The sequence below is a fragment of the Roseateles sp. genome (genome assembly GCF_047654785.1).
Lineage (GTDB): Bacteria > Pseudomonadota > Gammaproteobacteria > Burkholderiales > Burkholderiaceae_C > Pelomonas.
The window spans coordinates 82,486-96,648 of the sequence record NZ_JASGKQ010000003.1 but is presented as its reverse complement, the minus strand read 5'-3'; the positions used below and the strand labels follow the sequence as shown (position 1 = coordinate 96,648).

The following is a 14,163-nucleotide window of genomic DNA, read 5'->3' as shown; positions in this document are numbered from 1 at the left end:
GTCGCTGACTCCCATGCGACACGGCGCCGCCGCTACCCCCGGACAAGGACCACACCCGCATGAACTTCCTGACGCAACTGCGCATCGGCCACCGCCTGTACGTGAGCTTCGGCTTGCTGATCGTGCTGCTGGTGGCCATCGGCATCTACGGCGCCACCAACGCCAACCGGCTGGCCCAGGACCTGGACCGCACCGCGAACTCCAGCCTCGTGAAGATCGGCGCGGCCAACGGGCTGGAAAGCCAGGTCAACGTCATCGCCCGCGCGGTGCGCGACCTGCTGCTGCTGGACACGGCCGGCGCCATCAAGAAGCAGAAGAAGGCCATCGCCGACGCGGTGGAGGAGTCCGAGAAGCAGCTCGCCGGCCTGGAGGCCGTCGCCGCCGACGGCGAGGAGAAGGCCACCGTGTCCGCCGTGCGCGAGAGCAAGGTCAAGTTCATCAGCGCGCTGGAGAAGTTCCAGAAGATCCAGGCCGACGGCAGCCCCGACGAGGCCCGCGAGAGCCTGATCACCGACCTGCGCCCCGCCCAGAGCGCGCTGCAGGACGGCATCAAGAAGCTGGTCGACATGCAGTTCGACAGCGGCAAGCAGCTGGCCACCAATGGCGTCGGCCTGGCCCAGTCCTCGGTCGTCATCACCGGCGTGCTGGTGCTGGTGGCCGCGGTGATCGGCATCGGCGGCAGCATCGTCATCGCCCGCTCCATCGTCGGCCCGGCGCGCAAGGCGCAGGCCGCCGCCGAGACCATCGCCGCCGGCGACCTGACGCAGGACATCACGGTCGAGGGTCGCGACGAGCTGAGCCAGATGCTGCAGGCGATGAAGGACATGCAGGCCGCGCTGTCCGGCGTGGTGCGCGACGTGTCCACCGCCGCCAGCGAGGTGGCGTCCAACTCCGGCTCCATCGCCGACAGCAACTCCAACCTGGCCGAACGCACCACGCGCTCCGCCGCCAGCCTGCAGGACACCGCCGCCTCGGTGGAGCAGATCGCCTCCACGCTCAAGGGCGCCAGCGACCTGACCCGCCGCGCCGCCGGCATCGCCGTCACCGCGCGCCAGGCCGCGAGCAACGGCGGCTCGGTGGTCTCCAAGGTCGTCGAGACCATGGAGGAGATCAGCGCCAGCTCCAAGAAGATCGGCGACATCATCGGCGTCATCGACGGCATCGCCTTCCAGACCAACATCCTGGCGCTGAACGCCGCCGTCGAGGCGGCCCGGGCCGGCGAGCACGGCCGCGGCTTCGCGGTCGTGGCCTCCGAGGTGCGCGCGCTGGCGCAGCGCTCGGCCGGCGCCGCCAAGGAGATCAAGGTGCTGATCCAGGAATCGACCGTCAAGGTCGAGAACGGCACGACGCTGGTCAACGACGCCGGCGTCACCATCCGCAGCGTCGTCGACGAGGTCAACAACATGGGCCAGCTGATCGAGGAAATCTCGCACTCGGCCCAGGAGCAGGCCGCCGGCGTCGGCGTCGTCAACGGCGCGATGAACGAGCTGGACAAGGCCACGCAGCAGAACACCAGCCTGGTCGGCGAGCTCAGCCGCTCGGCCGACGCGCTGCGCGACAGCTCCACCCGCCTGATCGACGCCGTCGGCTTCTTCCGCGCCGCCTGAGCCGCGCCCCCCCCCCCGCTCCCAGCTCCCCCCGCTTCCCGAGGTCCGCCATGTCCATCCTGCGCTCCATCACCCTCGCCGCCGCCGGCCTGATGCTGGCCGCCGCGGCCGCCCACGCCGCGCCCAAGGTCGTCAAGAAAGTGCCGCCGGAGTTCCCGGCCGAGGCCGCCAAGAAGGGCATCTCCACCGGCTCCGTGAAGGCCAAGCTCATCATCGAGGCCGACGGCAAGGTCAGCGACGTCGAGATCGTCGAGGCCGAGCCCAAGCGCGTCTTCGACCGCGCCGTCAAGGCCGCGCTGATGGAGTGGAAGTTCGAGCCCGGCGAGAAGGCCTCCCACGAGGTCAAGCTGGTCTTCAAGAACGAGGACTGACCGGCCTGCCGGCGTCGCCGCGCCCCCCGCGAAGGGAGTGGCCGGCGCCGCGCCCGGGCGTGCAGTGACAATCGCGCGCTTCCCGCGCTCCCGGACACGCCCCCATGCCCATCAACTGGTTCCCCGGCCACATGCACGCCACCGCGCGTGCGATCAAGGAACGCATGGCCGCGGGGCTGGACGTGGTGGTCGAACTGCTGGACGCACGGCTGCCGGGCTCCAGCTGCAACCCGCTGCTGGCGTCGCTGACGGCCGGGCGGCCGTCGCTGAAGGTGCTGAACAAGCAGGACCTGGCCGACCCCGCGCAGACCGCCGCCTGGCTGGACTGCTACAACGCCCAGCCCGACACCCGCGCGCTGCCGCTGGACGCCGGCGAGCGCTCGCCCGCCCGCCTCATCACTCGCGCCTGCCGCGAGCTTGCCCCGTGCCGCGGCGAACTGCACAAGCCGCTGCGCGTGCTGATCTGCGGCATCCCCAACGTCGGCAAGAGCACGCTGATCAACACGCTGGCGGGCAAGCGCGCCGCCAAGACGGGCGACGAGCCCGGCATCACCAAGACCGAGCAGAAGATCGTGCTGGAGCCCGGCTTCTACCTGTTCGACACGCCCGGCATGCTGTGGCCGCGCATCGCCGTCGCGCAGAGCGGCTACCACCTCGCCGCCAGCGGCGCCATCGGCCGCAACGCCTTCGACGAGGCCGAGGTCGCGCTGGAACTGGTCGCCGTGCTCGCGCGCCGCTACCCCGAGCGGCTGCGGCAGCGCTACGGCCTGGCCGAGCTGGGCGGGCCGGGCGGCGAGGAGGCGGTGCTGGAGGCCATCGGCCTCAAGCGCGGCGCCAAGGTGCGCGGCGGCGCGGTGCAGATGCACAAGGCCGCCGAGGCGCTGCTGATGGACTTCCGCCAGGGGCTGCTCGGCCGCATCACGCTGGAGACGCCCGAGGAGATGGCCGGCTGGCGCCGCGCCGCGGCCGAGGACGAGGCCCGCCAGGCCGCCGCGCGGGAGGCCGCGCGCCAGGCCGACAAGGCCCGCCGCAGCGGCCGGCGCCGCGACGATGCGGCAGACGCCGGGGACGCCGGAACCTAGAGGCGCAGCCAGCCGCCCAGCCGCAGCTGCCAGCGGCCGCCGCGCTGTCGCTCCCAGCGGTTGGGCTCGTAGCGGTAGCCCGGGCGCGGGCGCTCGTAGTAGCCGGGCACCCACTGGTGCCGATTGCCGCGCCAGCCCCAATAGCCGCCCACCCACACCGCGCCCGGGTAGGGCACGGCGGGCCGCACTTCCGCATAGGGCGCGGGCGGCGGCACGTCGACGATGACGGCCGGCGCGCCGCCGCCGTCACCGCCGTAGTAGCCGCCCTGCCGGTGCGCCGGCACGACGATGCAGCCCGACAGCAGCAGCGCCGCCGCAGCCAGCGCCAGGCCCAGGGGGTATCGATTCATCACGTCATCTCCGGCTGCGGCACCTCGGCAGCCCGGGCGACTCAACCCCCGGCGCGGCGCGGCGGATGACCGCGCTGACAAGCGGTTACGCCGGCTTTACCTCGGCTTCACCGCGCCGCACACCCAGCAGCGCCGCCATGCCGACCGCCAGCACGGCGGCCGTCAGCCACAGCGCGGTGTCGAAGCTGCCGCTGGCCTCGACCATGCGGCCGGTCAGCGCCGGCGCGGTGATCTGCGCCGCGCCGTAGCTCAGCGTCAGCCGCGCCATCGCCTTGCCCGGGTTGGCCGGCGACCGCCGGCCCACCAGCGCCAGCGTCAGGCTGACGATGCCGATGAAGGTCGCGCCATACAGCAGCGCGCCCAGCAGCGCCGCGGCCAGCCCCTGGGCCAGCACCTGCAGCAGCACGCCGGCGATCTGCAGCCCGAAGGCGAGCAGCAGCGCGCCGACGTCGCCGGTGCGGCGGGCCACGCGGTCCCACAGGAACACCGCGGGCGTGGCCGCCAGCCCCACCAGCAGCCAGGCCCACGGCCCCTGGCCCGCCAGCAGCGGCTGCTTCTCGACGATGGCGACCGTGAAGGTGCCGTTGATGACGAAGCCCCAGCCCGCGCAGAAATAGGCCACCAGCATCAGCAGCATCCAGCGCCGGCTGGGCGCGCCGCCGGCCGCCGCCCGGGCCGCGACCGGCGGCACCGGCGGCCGCCAGGCCCAGGCCGGCAGCAGGAAGGCCAGCCCCAGCAGCGCGAAGCCCTGCCACTGCGCGGCCCAATCCAGGCCCAGGCCGCCCATGCCCATCGCGCCCAGCGCCGACACCGCCACGCCCAGTCCCAGGCCGATGAAGTAGATGCCCAGCTCCGGCCGGCGGCCGGCGCGGATCAGCCAGCCCTGCACCAGCCCCGAGCCCAGCAGCATGCCCGCCGCGCCGCACAGCCCGCCCAGGTAGCGCGACACGGCCCAGGCGCCGAACGAGGTGCTCCAGCCCATCAGCGCCGTGATGAGCAGCGCCAGCGGCAGCGCCCAGGTGTAGAGCCGGTGCCGCCAGGCCGGGCTTTCGATCCACGCGGCCAGCAGCGCGCCGCTCATGTAGCCGGCGTAGTTGATGGCCGCCAGCAGCCCGCCGTCCGCCACGCCCAGGCCCGCTTGCGCATGCATCTGCGGCAGCAGCGGCGTGTAGGCGAAGCGCGCCAGGCCGATGGTCAGCAGCAGCGCGCAGATGCCGCCCAGCAGCACCTGCCAGGCCTGGAGTCGCGCGGAAGGGGGAGAGGCGTCGGCGGCGGGCATGGGCGCGAGCCTAGCCGAGCCGGGGCACGCGGGGCTGACGCGCGGGCGCCACCCGGACCCGGGGGTTTCCTGGGCTTGCAATGCGCGGCGCCAGACCCAGTTGCGCGGCATGCCGCTGTTCATCTGCTTCGCCCTGGCCCTGCTGGCCGCCGCCGGCATCGCGCTGTGGCCGCTGTGGGTGCGGCGCCGCCGCGCGCGCATCGCGGCCCGGCCCTTCCCGCCCGCGTGGCGGCGGCTGCTGCGCCGGCACGTGCCGCTGGTGGCCCGGCTGCCGGCGCGCCAGCAGCTGCGGCTGAAGGGCCTGATGCAGGTGTTCCTGGCCGAGAAGCCCGTCATCGGCTGCCGCGGCCTGCGCGTGACGGACGAGGTGCGCGTCACCATCGCCGCGCTGGCCTGCCTGCCGCTGCTGGGCGCGGCGCGCGGCCTGTACCCGGCGCTGCGGCAGGTGCTGGTCTACCCGGGCGCCTTCGTCGTGGACCGGCCGGTGAGCGCGGCCGGCGGCGTGCTGTCGGAGCAGCGCCGCGTGCTGGCCGGCGAGAGCTGGAGCCAGGGCCAGGTGCTGCTGGCCTGGGACGAGGTGAAGCGCGGCGCCGCGACGCCGGGCGACGGGCGCAACGTCGTCATCCACGAGTTCGCGCACCAGCTGGACCAGGCCGGCGGCGCCGCCAACGGCGCGCCCGCGCTGCCCACGGCCGAGGCCTACCGGCGCTGGTCGGCGGTGATGCAGCACGAGTTCGACGCGCTGCAGAGCCGGCTCGCGCGGGACGAGCCCGGCCTCATCGACGCCTATGGCGCCACCGACCCGGCGGAGTTCTTCGCCGTCGTCAGCGAGCTGTTCTTCGAGCGGCCCGCGGACCTGGCCGCGGCGCACCCGGCGCTGTACGCCGAGCTGCGCGGCTACTACCGGCTGGACCCGGCGGGCTGGGCCTAGAAGCCCAGGCTGGCCAGCAGGTCGTCCACGTCGTCCTGCTTGAGCGCCTTGTCGGGCGTCTGCACGCCGCCGAGCTCCTCGGGCACGGCGGCCGCGGCCGGGGTGGGCAGCGACGCGATCAGGTCCTGCAGCGGCGGCTCGGCCCGCTCCAGCATCCGGCTGACCTTGTTGATGACCTGGCCGGAGAGATCCTGGAAGTCCTGCGACATCATGATCTCGGTGTGCAGCGACTTCTCGCGCGCCGCGAAGCTCGCCGCGTCGGCCGCGTAGGCGGCGCACAGCTTCATCAGCGCGCGGGCGCGCTCCTGGCTGATGTTGTTGGACAGCGCCAGGCGGTTCAGCGCGTCGGACAGCTCGCGGCCCTTCTTGCGCACCGCTTCGGCATCGTCCTGCGCGGCTTCCACGAGGTTCAGCACCTTGGTGGCGGCCTGCTCCGTCATGCTGCGCACATAGGCCAGGCGCTCGCGGGCGTCGGGCAGCTCCTCCACCACGGTGTGCAGGATCTGGGCCGCATCGGCGCGGATCAGGGTCTGGATGGACGCGTCGGACATGCGGAACTCCCTTGGACGGCGCTGGGCATCGGCGCCCGGACCGCGGCAGTTTAGGCCGCCCCTCCCCGCCCGCCGCGCCGCGCGCGGCGCCGGGCGCGGCCTATGTCACGGACGATCCCGAACGCTGCTCAGCCGCCGCTCAGCACGGCCCGCAGCGCCGCGGCCTGCGCCGCGTCCAGCCGCCCGGCGGCCTCGGCGAGCGCCAGCTGGCGCCGGCCCAGCGCGAGCAGCAGGTCGTCCGGCAGGCCGGCGGCGGCCAGCGCGCCGACGTGGCGCGCCAGCACGCCGGCATCGCCGCGCGCGATCGGGCCGGACACGGCGCCCGCCAGGCCGCGCGCGGCGGCGGTGTCCAGCGCGCCGCGCGCCAGCGGCAGCAGCGCGGCCAGGGCCTCGCCCGGCGCCAGCCCGGCGGCGGCCCACAGCGCGCCGGCCTCGGCCAGCACCGCGAGCACGCCGCTGGCGGCCAGGTTGGCGGCCGCGTGGTAGGCCGCCCGCGCCGCCGCGTCCATCGGCGACGGCAGCGCCAGCGGCACCAGGCCCAGCCGCAGCGCCAGCGCCTGCAGCGGCGGCCGGTGCGCCGCGCCGGCCTCGATGCCCACGCACGCCCCGGCCAGGCCGGCATCGCCGGCCAGCAGCTTCAGCGGATGGAAGCCCGCTGCCGCCGGGGCCGGCGCCAGCGCCGCCAGCGGCGTGGCGCCGCTGCAATGCAGCGCGAGCTGGCCGGCGCGCCACGGCAGCGCGGCGGCGGCGGCGGCGAGGTGGTCGTCGGGCACGGTCAGCCAGACCCAGTCGGCCCCGGCCGCCGCGGCGGCGGGCGTGGACTCGCCCTCGCCGGGGTGGCGCCGGCCGACGGCGACGGCCTCGCCGGCCGCGCGCAGCGCGGGCACCAGCGCCCGGGCCAGCCGGCCGTAGCCGATCACCGCATGCCGGCGCGCGTCCATCAGGGCTTGACGAACTTCAGCGTCATGCGGTCGCTCTCGCCGAGGGCCTGGTAGCGGGCGCGGTCCCGGTCCTTCAGCGCCAGCGTGGGCGGCAGCGTCCACACGCCCTCGGGGTGGTCGGCCGTGTCCCGGGGGTTGGCGTTGACCTCGCTGCGGCCGGCGAGCCGGAAGCCGGCGGCCTCGGCGAACCGGATGACCGCCGCTTCCTGCACATAGCCGCTGCCTGCCTTGGGGTCCTGCGGGCGCGAGGCCGGCAGGCGGTGTTCCTCGACGCCCAGCGTGCCGCCCGGCTTCAGCGCCTTGAAGGCGGCGTCGAACACGGCCTGCGCGCTGCCGCCGGCCATCCAGTTGTGGACGTTGCGGAAGGTCAGCACCACGTCGGCGCTGCCGGGCGGGGCGATGTCGATCAGGCCCCTGGCCGGGTCGAAGGCCGTGATCCTGACCTTGCCGTAGACGGCCAGCGAGTCCATCTTGGCCTTGAAGCGGGCGCTGCCGCCGTCGGCCGCGTAGAGCTGGCCCTGCTCGCGCAGGTAGGGCGCCAGGATCTCCGTGTACCAGCCGCCGCCGGGCGCGAGCTCGACGACGGTGTCGGTGGGCCGGACGCCGAAGAAGGCCAGCGTCTCGTAGGGGTGGCGCCACGCGTCGCGCGCGACGTTGCCAACGCTGCGGTGGCCGTCCGCGACGGCGGCGCGCAGCGGGTCGGCGGGCTGGGCCTGGGCGCCCGGCGCGGCCAGCAGCGGCAGGGCGAGGGCGAGGGCGAGCGAGGCGGTGGCGGGCCAGGTCTTCATGGCGCGGTCTCCTTGGGGCGGCGGGATGGCGGGCCAGTATCGGGCCCCAGGGCGGCCGCCAGGCGACGCGGCCGGGCTCGCGCGGCGCCGCTCGATGGCGACGCACGGCAGCCGGGCCGGGTCAGGCCGCGTCGGGCTGGGCGGCCGGGGCCGCCTTTTCGAAGGCGTCGAGTTCCAGGCAGTGGGTCTCGATGCGGGCCAGCATGGGCCAGCGGCCCAGGTCCACCTTGAAGCGGCGGGCGCTTTCGATCTGCGGGACCAGGTAGGCGTCCGCCAGCGTGGGCGCGTCGCCGAAGGAGAAGCGCCCGCCGGCGCCGTGCGCCTCGCGCAAGGCCTCGTAGGCGTCGAAGCCCGCCGCGATCCACGTGCCGCACCACGCGTTGATCGCGGCGTCGTCCGCGGCGAAACGGTGGCGGAGCGCCTCGAGGATGCGCCGGTTGTTCACCGGGTGGATGTCGCACCCGACCACCGCGGCGAGGGCCCGCACGTGCGCGCGGTCCAGGCGCCCGGGCGGCAGCAGCGCCGGGTCCGGGAACTGCTCTTCGAGCCACTCGATGATGGCCGGCGTCTGCGTCAGGATGGCGTCGCCGATGTCCAGGGCGGGCACGAGCTGCTGGGGGTTGATGGCCTTGAACTCCGGGCGGAGGTGGGCCTCCTGCCGCAGGTCGACGGCGATCTGCTCGTACCCGATCCCCTTCAGGTTCAGGGCAATGCGCAGGCGGTGCGAGGTGCCGCTGCGGAAGAAGTCGTGCAGTTTCATGGGTCAGACGCCGAGGTACTGGTGGACGAGCGTGGGCTGGGCGCGGAGGTTCGCGGAGTCGCCGCTCCAGACGATGCGCCCCTTCTCGATCATGTAGTGCCTGTCCGCGAGGTCCAGCAGGCGGCCCACGTTCTTGTCGATGACGATGAGCGCCAGGCCCTCGCCCTTGAGGCGGCGCAGCGTGCGCCAGATCTCGTCGCGGATGATGGGCGCGAGGCCCTCCGTGGCCTCGTCGAGGACGACCAGCCGCGGGTTGGTCATCAGCGCGCGGCCGATGGCGAGCATCTGCTGCTCGCCCCCGGAGAGCTGCGAGCCCAGGTTGCCGCGCCGCTCCTGCAGGCGCGGGAACAGCTCGTACACGCGCCCGAGCGACCAGCCCGTTCCCGCCGCCCGTTGCGGGCGGGCGGTGGCGACCAGGTTCTCCTCCACCGTGAGGTCGGAGAACACCTGGCGGCCTTCCGGGACGAGCGCCAGGCCCGCGCGGGCGATGCGGTGGGGCGCGCGGCGGTCCACCCGCTCGCCGGCCAGGCGGATCTCGCCGGCCGAGCAGGGCAGCATGCCGAACAGGCATTTGATGGTGGTCGACCGGCCCATGCCGTTGCGACCCAGCAGCGTGACGACCTCGCCGGGCTGGACGTCGAATGAGATGTCGAAGAGCACTTGCGCGCGGCCGTAGCCCGCTTGCAGGCCCCGGACCGACAGGTATGGACTGTTCATGATGGGTGGGCTCGAGGGGCTAGACCGGTTCTTCGCCGAGGTAGACGGCCCGAACCTCCGGGTGCTCGCGGATTGCTTCCGGACTGCCGGTGAACATCAGCCGGCCGTACACCAGCACGCTGATGCGGTCGGCCAGCGAGAACACGGCATCCATGTCGTGCTCCACCAGCAGGATGGTGTACCGGCCCTTGAGCTGCCGCAGCAGCGCCGTCACCGCCTGGGACTCCTGGGGGCTCATGCCGGCCATCGGCTCGTCGAGCAGCAGCAGCGACGGCTTGGCCGCCAGCGTCATCGCCAGCTCGAGCTGGCGGCGCTGGCCATACGCCAGTTCGCCCGCGACGACATCCTGGGCCGCCGCGAGCCCCGCGAGCGCGACGGCCTCGCGCCCGGCCTCGACGGCCGCCGGGTTGCCCAGCAGCGGGCGCCAGAACTTCCAGGGGTGGCCGGTCACCGCGAGCGCGGCCAGCGTGGCGTTCTCGAGGACCGTGAACTCTTCGAAGATGGACGTGATCTGGTACGACCGCAGCAGCCCCGCCCGGGCGCGCCGGTGCACCGGATGCGCGGTGACGTCCTGGCCGTCGAAGCTCACGCTGCCCGACTGCGGGCTCAGCTCCCCGCTGAGCTGGTTGATGAGCGTCGTCTTGCCCGCACCGTTCGGGCCGATGATGGCGTGCAGTTCCCCGAGCCTGACGTCCAGGGACACGGAATCGGTCACCAGCAAGGCGCCGTAGCGCTTCACCAGGGCGTTGGTCGTCAGCGCGGCTGCCACGATGCGTCTCCTTCCGTGGGGGTCTGGCCTGCGGCGTCGGGCGGCGGCGGGGCCGGGGGGCCGGCGACGCGGCGGTCCAGCCGTTCGAGCAGGCCCATGAGCCCGCCGCGGCCCAGCAGCGCCATCAGCACGATGAGCGGGCCCATCACGACCATCCAGTGTTCCGTGTAGCCCTTCAGCACCTCTTCGAGGCCCAGGAACAGCAAGGCCCCGAGCACCGGGCCGAACACGGTGCCCATGCCGCCGAGCACCACCATGACGATCAGGTCGCCGGAGACCGTCCAGGCCAGGGTGCTCGGCGACACGTAGGCGTTCATGTTCGCCAGCAGCATCCCGGCGACGCCGCAGACCATGCCGGAGAGCACGAAGGCGGCCAGCTTGATGCGCTGCGGCTGCAGCCCGATGGCCTGCACCCGCCGGGCGTTCTGCCTGGCGCCGCGCAGCGCCATGCCGAAGGTCGACGACCGCAGGCGCGCCATCCAGCCGATCAGCAGCACCAGGACGCCCCAGGCCACCGCGTACAAGGCGTCCGCGGAGGCCAGGTCGATGCCGAAGAAGCGGCTGGTCGCCGACACGGCCATGCCGTCGTCGCCGCCGTAGGCCTTGAGGCTGACGAACAGGAAGTACCCCATCTGGGCGAACGCCAGCGTGATCATGATGAAGGACATCCCGCTCGTCCGGAGGCTGATGGCGCCCACCAGCAGCGCCAGCGCGCCGCAGCTGCCCAGCACCAGCAGCAGGTGCAGCCAGCCGTCGGCGACGCCGTGCGCGGCCGGCAGCGCGACCGCGTAGCTGCCCACGCCGAGGAAGAGCGCATGGCCGAAGCTGACCAGCCCGCCGAAGCCCAGGGCCAGGTTGAGCGCCGAGGCGGCGATCGCGTAGATCAGGATGCGGGCGAAGAACGACAGCCAGAAGGGCTGGTCCGAGGCGCCCGCCGCCACCGGCACGGCGGCCAGCGCGGCGAGCAGCAGCACCGGGACCAGGCGCGAGGGGCGGTAAAGAAGGGAGTTCATGGCGCCACCGTTCAGCTGCGTCGGACGGGAAACAGGCCTTGCGGTCGCAACGCGAGCACCAGGGCCATCAGCAGGTAGACGCTCATGGACGCCAGCGCCGGCCCGGCGGCGTCGGCGAGCGAGCGTTCCGCGACCTGCCGAAGCCACAGCGGCAGCAGCACGCGGCCGAAGGTGTCCACGAGGCCGACGATCAGCGAGGCATACAGCGCGCCCTTGATGGAGCCGATGCCGCCGATGACGATGACGACCAGCGTGGCGATCAGCACGGACTCGCCCATGCCCGACTGGACCGACAGCACCGGCCCGGCGATCGCGCCGGCCAGGCCGGCCAGCATGGCGCCCAGGCCGAAGAGCACCGCGTTCAGCAGGCCGATGTTGACGCCCAGCGCCGAGACCATCTGCGGGTACTGCGCGCCGGCACGGATCAGCATCCCCAGGCGGGTCTTGTGGATCACCAGGTGGGCCAGAACCGCCACGGCCAGGCCGACGACGATGATGGCGAAGCGGTAGGCCGGGTAGTTGACGCCGAACAGCGTCACCGTGCCGCCGAGCGCCTCGGGCACCTGCACGAACAGCGGCTGAGGGCCCCAGACGATGCGCACCAGCTCGTTGAAGAACATCACCAGGCCGAAGGTCGCGAGCACGTGGTCCAGGTGGTCGCGCCGGTACAGGCGCGAGACGATGGCGACCTCGAGCACCATGCCGACCACGAGGGAGATCGCCACGGCGCCGAGCAGCGCGAGCGCGAACGACTCGGTCGCGCCGTAGATGAGCGCGCCGGCATAGGCGCCCACCATGTAGAGCGACCCGTGCGCCAGGTTGACGAAGCTCATGATCCCGAACACCAGCGTCAGGCCCGCGGCGAGCAGGAAGAGCAGGACGCCGTACTGGAGCCCGTTCAGCAGCTGCGCCAGAAGCAGGGTTGCGGACATGTCGGCTCCTTACGGCAGCGGGCACTGCGCGGCGTAGGCGTCGACATGGTGGGGCAGCGGCGTGCCGACCAGGCGGGTCGACACCTTGCCGGCCTCGCGCCAGGTCTCGAAGGCGTAGAAGTTCTGGACCGGCATGTTGTTATTGCCGAAGCGGAACGGCCCGCGCACCGACTTGAACGCGGCGCCCGCGGCCTTGACCGCCGCCGCGAGCTTCTTGCGGTCGCCGCCCGCGTTGCGGAGCGCCACGTCGAGCACCTGGGCGGCGTCGTAGCCGGTCGCGGCGTACAGGCTCGGCACGCGCTTGTACTTGGCCTGGAACGCGGCCACGAAGGCCTTGTTCTCGGGCGTGCCCAGCGCCGCGTCGTACATGCTCCCGCTGATGGTGCCCACCGCGGCGTCCCGCAGCGACGGCAGCGTCGTGCCGTCCACCGTGAAGACGGAATAGAGCGGCAGCCTGCCCATCAGGCCGGCCTGGCTCATCTGCTTGACGAAGTTGATGCCCATGCCGCCCGGGTAGAAGACGAACACGGCCTCGGGCGACGCCGCCTGGAGCTGGGCGATCTCGGCGGAGTAGTCCGGCTGGTTGACCTGGGTGTAGACCTCGTCGACCACCTGGCCCTTGAAGTGGCGCTTGAAGCCCGCCAGCATGTCCTTGCCGGCCTGGTAGTTCGGCGCCATCAGGTAGGCCCGCTTGATCCCCTTGTCCTGCGCGAACTTGCCCATGGCTTCCGCGGCGCCGTCGTTCTGCCAGGCCATCGAGAAGACGTTGGCCTTGCACTGCGCGCCGGCGATCGGCGACGGGCCGGCGTTGGTGGCGATGGCGACGACGTTGGCCTCCACGATGCGCGGCAGGCTGCCCATCAGCACGTTCGAGAAGGACAGGCCGACGATGGCGTCCACCTTGTCCTTGTCGATCAGCTTGCGGACCGCCTGCTGCCCGACCTCCGGCTTCAGCTGGTCGTCCTCCTTGACGAGCTTCAGCGGCTGGCCGCCCAGCTTGCCGCCGAGCTGGTCCACGGCGAGCTGGAAGCCGTCGAGCTGGTCCTGCCCGACCAGCGCCTGCGGGCCGGACAGCGGCGCGACGAAGCCGATGGTGGCGGCGCCGGCGCCCAGGCTGGCGCCGAGGAGCGCGGCGGCGCCGAGCGCGCGGCAGGCGGGGCGGCACGGCAGCGCCGTGAGAAGGGGAAGGTTCAGCGTGAATGCGGCAGTGGTCATCGTTGTCTCCGTTGTCGTTTCTGGGGTGATTGGGGGCCCGGCCGGACGCTAGTCGAGCTGGAGGAAAACGCGCGAGCCCTCGATGCGCACGGGATAGGACCGCAGCGGCACGGTGACGGGGTCGCAGGTGGGCTGGCCGTTGCGGACGTCGAACTTCCCCTGGTGCAGCGGGCACTCGATCTCGTGGCCTTCGAGGAAGCCGTCGCACAGCCGGGCCTGGCCGTGCGTGCACATGTTGTCGGTCGCGTACACCTCGTCTCCGACGGTGTACAGCGCGATGTCCCGGCCCTCGACGCTGATGCCGACGACGTCATCGCTGGGCAGCTCGTCCGTGCCCAGCGCGTCGATCCATTTGTCGTTGCTCATGGCGGTGCTCAGATGGGATAGATGATGGAGTTCGGGATCATTTCGCTGTCGTAGATGCACTGCCGCGACGCGAACTTCAGCCCGTCCGGGGTGCGCGCGACGACGTCGATGTAGCGCCCGACGTTGAACACGGTGCTCGCCTCGGACAGCTTGGTGCGGACCACGGCGTAGTTCGCCTCGCTCTCGATCCGGTCGCCGTCCACCTTGCGGACCACGGGGACGCCGACGATGTGCCGCTGGTAGTACGGGTCGTGGAAGAGCGTCTCCTTGATGCCGTAGACGCGGTCCTTCAGCATCCCCTTGCTCGTGAACGACAGCGTGGCCAGCGGGAAGCCCCGCTCGTGGTTCTCGCGCGGCTGGAGCCGGTAGGCGCAGTCGTCGACGAAGAACTCCGGCCAGAGGTCCCAGTTGCCGGAGTCCACCGCGGCCGCGTAGTCGGCGTAGAGCTGCGTCAGGCCGAACCAGTCCTCGAAATTCAGGGTTGCGGCCAT

The 14,163-nt window shown here is 72.8% G+C and carries 17 protein-coding genes and 1 pseudogene; 4 read left to right on the top strand and 14 right to left on the bottom strand.

Features of this window, described 5'->3' with window-relative positions; genetic code table 11:
- Positions 1–59: 59 nt before the first annotated feature.
- The 3 genes from QM788_RS09625 (at position 60) to ylqF (ending at position 3,060) form a co-directional block, all read left to right on the top strand.
- Positions 60–1,607, top strand: coding sequence for a methyl-accepting chemotaxis protein (locus QM788_RS09625; RefSeq protein WP_415661274.1), 1,548 nt, complete (start codon positions 60–62; stop codon positions 1,605–1,607).
- 50 nt (positions 1,608–1,657) lie between these two features.
- The gene (locus QM788_RS09620; RefSeq protein ID WP_415661273.1) at positions 1,658–1,978 is read left to right on the top strand and encodes an energy transducer TonB; all 321 of its coding nucleotides are present in this window, start codon (positions 1,658–1,660) and stop codon (positions 1,976–1,978) included.
- 104 nt (positions 1,979–2,082) lie between these two features.
- Positions 2,083–3,060, top strand: a complete 978-nt coding sequence (ylqF, locus tag QM788_RS09615) for a ribosome biogenesis GTPase YlqF (RefSeq protein ID WP_415661272.1) — start codon at positions 2,083–2,085, stop codon at positions 3,058–3,060.
- On the opposite strand, the gene QM788_RS09610 is transcribed toward ylqF, so the two are convergent.
- Positions 3,057–3,410 (bottom strand): hypothetical protein, encoded by a 354-nt coding sequence (locus tag QM788_RS09610; RefSeq protein ID WP_415661271.1) that lies wholly within the window; start codon positions 3,408–3,410, stop codon positions 3,057–3,059. The genes ylqF and QM788_RS09610 overlap by 4 nt on opposite strands.
- A gap of 85 nt (positions 3,411–3,495) precedes the next feature.
- The gene (locus tag QM788_RS09605) at positions 3,496–4,689 is read right to left on the bottom strand and encodes a YbfB/YjiJ family MFS transporter (protein ID WP_415661270.1); all 1,194 of its coding nucleotides are present in this window, start codon (positions 4,687–4,689) and stop codon (positions 3,496–3,498) included.
- Between the two features lie 109 nt (positions 4,690–4,798).
- Between QM788_RS09605 and QM788_RS09600 the strand changes: the two genes are divergently transcribed.
- A complete protein-coding gene (locus QM788_RS09600) occupies positions 4,799–5,620 on the top strand; it encodes a zinc-dependent peptidase (RefSeq protein ID WP_415661269.1) in 822 nt (273 codons plus the stop codon).
- Here the strand turns inward: QM788_RS09600 and QM788_RS09595 are convergent.
- From QM788_RS09595 to QM788_RS09540, 12 genes and pseudogenes are all read right to left on the bottom strand, one after another.
- Entirely contained in the window at positions 5,617–6,171 is a 555-nt protein-coding gene (locus tag QM788_RS09595; protein WP_415661268.1) for a protein phosphatase CheZ, read from the bottom strand. The genes QM788_RS09600 and QM788_RS09595 overlap by 4 nt on opposite strands.
- Before the next feature lie 128 nt (positions 6,172–6,299).
- On the bottom strand, positions 6,300–7,112 hold the full coding sequence (locus tag QM788_RS09590) for a DUF2520 domain-containing protein (protein ID WP_415661267.1): 813 nt from the start codon (positions 7,110–7,112) through the stop codon (positions 6,300–6,302).
- Positions 7,112–7,900: a class I SAM-dependent methyltransferase gene (locus QM788_RS09585; protein ID WP_415661266.1), complete on the bottom strand. Its 789-nt coding sequence runs from the start codon at positions 7,898–7,900 to the stop codon at positions 7,112–7,114. Before QM788_RS09585 ends, QM788_RS09590 begins: the two co-directional genes overlap by 1 nt.
- A 121-nt stretch (positions 7,901–8,021) precedes the next feature.
- Positions 8,022–8,660, bottom strand: a complete 639-nt coding sequence (maiA, locus tag QM788_RS09580; protein WP_415661265.1) for a maleylacetoacetate isomerase — start codon at positions 8,658–8,660, stop codon at positions 8,022–8,024.
- Between the two features lie 3 nt (positions 8,661–8,663).
- Complete coding sequence (locus QM788_RS09575; RefSeq protein ID WP_415661264.1) at positions 8,664–9,377, bottom strand: ABC transporter ATP-binding protein; 714 nt, start codon at positions 9,375–9,377, stop codon at positions 8,664–8,666.
- Between the two features lie 19 nt (positions 9,378–9,396).
- Positions 9,397–9,474 (bottom strand): hypothetical protein, encoded by a 78-nt coding sequence (locus QM788_RS09570; RefSeq protein WP_415662966.1) that lies wholly within the window; start codon positions 9,472–9,474, stop codon positions 9,397–9,399.
- A gap of 204 nt (positions 9,475–9,678) precedes the next feature.
- Positions 9,679–10,077, bottom strand: a pseudogene (locus tag QM788_RS09565) (ATP-binding cassette domain-containing protein); the annotation flags it as partial.
- Between the two features lie 53 nt (positions 10,078–10,130).
- Entirely contained in the window at positions 10,131–11,159 is a 1,029-nt protein-coding gene (locus tag QM788_RS09560) for a branched-chain amino acid ABC transporter permease (protein WP_415661263.1), read from the bottom strand.
- Between the two features lie 11 nt (positions 11,160–11,170).
- Entirely contained in the window at positions 11,171–12,091 is a 921-nt protein-coding gene (locus tag QM788_RS09555; RefSeq protein ID WP_415661262.1) for a branched-chain amino acid ABC transporter permease, read from the bottom strand.
- Positions 12,092–12,100: 9 nt separating this feature from the next.
- A complete protein-coding gene (locus QM788_RS09550; protein WP_415661261.1) occupies positions 12,101–13,306 on the bottom strand; it encodes an ABC transporter substrate-binding protein in 1,206 nt (401 codons plus the stop codon).
- 48 nt (positions 13,307–13,354) lie between these two features.
- Positions 13,355–13,672, bottom strand: coding sequence for a non-heme iron oxygenase ferredoxin subunit (locus tag QM788_RS09545; RefSeq protein WP_415661260.1), 318 nt, complete (start codon positions 13,670–13,672; stop codon positions 13,355–13,357).
- Between the two features lie 8 nt (positions 13,673–13,680).
- On the bottom strand, positions 13,681–14,163 hold the full coding sequence (locus tag QM788_RS09540; RefSeq protein ID WP_415661259.1) for an aromatic-ring-hydroxylating dioxygenase subunit beta: 483 nt from the start codon (positions 14,161–14,163) through the stop codon (positions 13,681–13,683).

Excerpts from the sequence above, each read along its gene's own strand:
- QM788_RS09540 (WP_415661259.1), bottom strand. The coding sequence starts at position 14,163 with ATGGCCGCAACCCTGAATTTCGAGGACTGGTTCGGCCTGACGCAGCTC.
- QM788_RS09620 (WP_415661273.1), top strand. The coding sequence starts at position 1,658 with ATGTCCATCCTGCGCTCCATCACCCTCGCCGCCGCCGGCCTGATGCTG.
- QM788_RS09545 (WP_415661260.1), bottom strand. The coding sequence starts at position 13,672 with ATGAGCAACGACAAATGGATCGACGCGCTGGGCACGGACGAGCTGCCC.
- QM788_RS09625 (WP_415661274.1), top strand. The coding sequence starts at position 60 with ATGAACTTCCTGACGCAACTGCGCATCGGCCACCGCCTGTACGTGAGC.
- QM788_RS09605 (WP_415661270.1), bottom strand. The coding sequence starts at position 4,689 with ATGCCCGCCGCCGACGCCTCTCCCCCTTCCGCGCGACTCCAGGCCTGG.
- QM788_RS09590 (WP_415661267.1), bottom strand. The coding sequence starts at position 7,112 with ATGGACGCGCGCCGGCATGCGGTGATCGGCTACGGCCGGCTGGCCCGG.
- maiA (WP_415661265.1), bottom strand. The coding sequence starts at position 8,660 with ATGAAACTGCACGACTTCTTCCGCAGCGGCACCTCGCACCGCCTGCGC.
- QM788_RS09585 (WP_415661266.1), bottom strand. The coding sequence starts at position 7,900 with ATGAAGACCTGGCCCGCCACCGCCTCGCTCGCCCTCGCCCTCGCCCTG.
- QM788_RS09595 (WP_415661268.1), bottom strand. The coding sequence starts at position 6,171 with ATGTCCGACGCGTCCATCCAGACCCTGATCCGCGCCGATGCGGCCCAG.
- QM788_RS09575 (WP_415661264.1), bottom strand. The coding sequence starts at position 9,377 with ATGAACAGTCCATACCTGTCGGTCCGGGGCCTGCAAGCGGGCTACGGC.
- QM788_RS09610 (WP_415661271.1), bottom strand. The coding sequence starts at position 3,410 with ATGAATCGATACCCCCTGGGCCTGGCGCTGGCTGCGGCGGCGCTGCTG.
- QM788_RS09550 (WP_415661261.1), bottom strand. The coding sequence starts at position 13,306 with ATGACCACTGCCGCATTCACGCTGAACCTTCCCCTTCTCACGGCGCTG.
- QM788_RS09570 (WP_415662966.1), bottom strand. The coding sequence starts at position 9,474 with ATGTTCACCGGCAGTCCGGAAGCAATCCGCGAGCACCCGGAGGTTCGG.
- QM788_RS09555 (WP_415661262.1), bottom strand. The coding sequence starts at position 12,091 with ATGTCCGCAACCCTGCTTCTGGCGCAGCTGCTGAACGGGCTCCAGTAC.
- QM788_RS09600 (WP_415661269.1), top strand. The coding sequence starts at position 4,799 with ATGCCGCTGTTCATCTGCTTCGCCCTGGCCCTGCTGGCCGCCGCCGGC.
- ylqF (WP_415661272.1), top strand. The coding sequence starts at position 2,083 with ATGCCCATCAACTGGTTCCCCGGCCACATGCACGCCACCGCGCGTGCG.
- QM788_RS09560 (WP_415661263.1), bottom strand. The coding sequence starts at position 11,159 with ATGAACTCCCTTCTTTACCGCCCCTCGCGCCTGGTCCCGGTGCTGCTG.